This window comes from Rhizobium sp. SEMIA 4085, assembly GCF_013004495.1.
GTDB lineage: Bacteria > Pseudomonadota > Alphaproteobacteria > Rhizobiales > Rhizobiaceae > Rhizobium > Rhizobium gallicum.
The window spans coordinates 1-649 of record NZ_JABEPH010000709.1 but is presented as its reverse complement, the minus strand read 5'-3'; the positions used below and the strand labels follow the sequence as shown (position 1 = coordinate 649).

General features: G+C 59.3%; 1 protein-coding gene. It reads right to left on the bottom strand.

Annotation, left to right across the window (positions count from 1 at the left end):
- Positions 1-115: 115 nt before the first annotated feature.
- Positions 116-649, bottom strand: a 534-nt coding sequence (locus C9413_RS32545; protein WP_170251651.1) for a transposase, incomplete at its 5' end; no start/stop codon positions are given.

Below are 649 nucleotides of genomic sequence, written 5' to 3'. Positions count from 1 at the left end.
TAGTCGCGGATTCAACGTGTCTGCCGTCTCATAGCTGATGGTTCCGTCGGGTAGTGCCTCGTTTATCGAGCTTCGGTGCTGGTGGTAGGTGGCGTGGCCCGCATTTCTATGCTCCCTATGCCGCGATCGGGTTGGTTGGAGCCACGAGAGGTCGCAATTTTGCGAGCTTTCGTAGATTTTGCGCGGTGGCGGCCAGCAGAAACTCGTCACGCGCACCGCGTGGACCTCGCAGTCTCAGCCGCCCGAGCCTCAATATCCGTTTGAGGTGAGCGAACAGCATCTCGACCTTCTTGCGGAGATGTCGTGCGCGCTCGTATTCCGGCGTTCCAACCAACGCACGGGCCACATCGCGGGCATCCTCATTGACGTCGCGCGGAACCTTTCGAGCGACCATGTTCGGGCAGCATTTTGGCTTCAGATCGCAGACCGCACAGTCCTTCTTGCTGGCCCTGTAAAGCTTGGTTCCGGCCTTCGTGATGCCGGTCCGCGGCTTGTCGTAGGTACGCCGGAATTGCACCAGCAGCTTGTCCGCCGGGCAGATGTAGTGGTTTGCATCCGCATCAAATGTGAAGTCGGCCCGTGAGAACGTGCCATCGGTGCGGTTCGACTTGTCGAAGACCGGGATGTGCGGCGTGATCTTCTTGTCCTT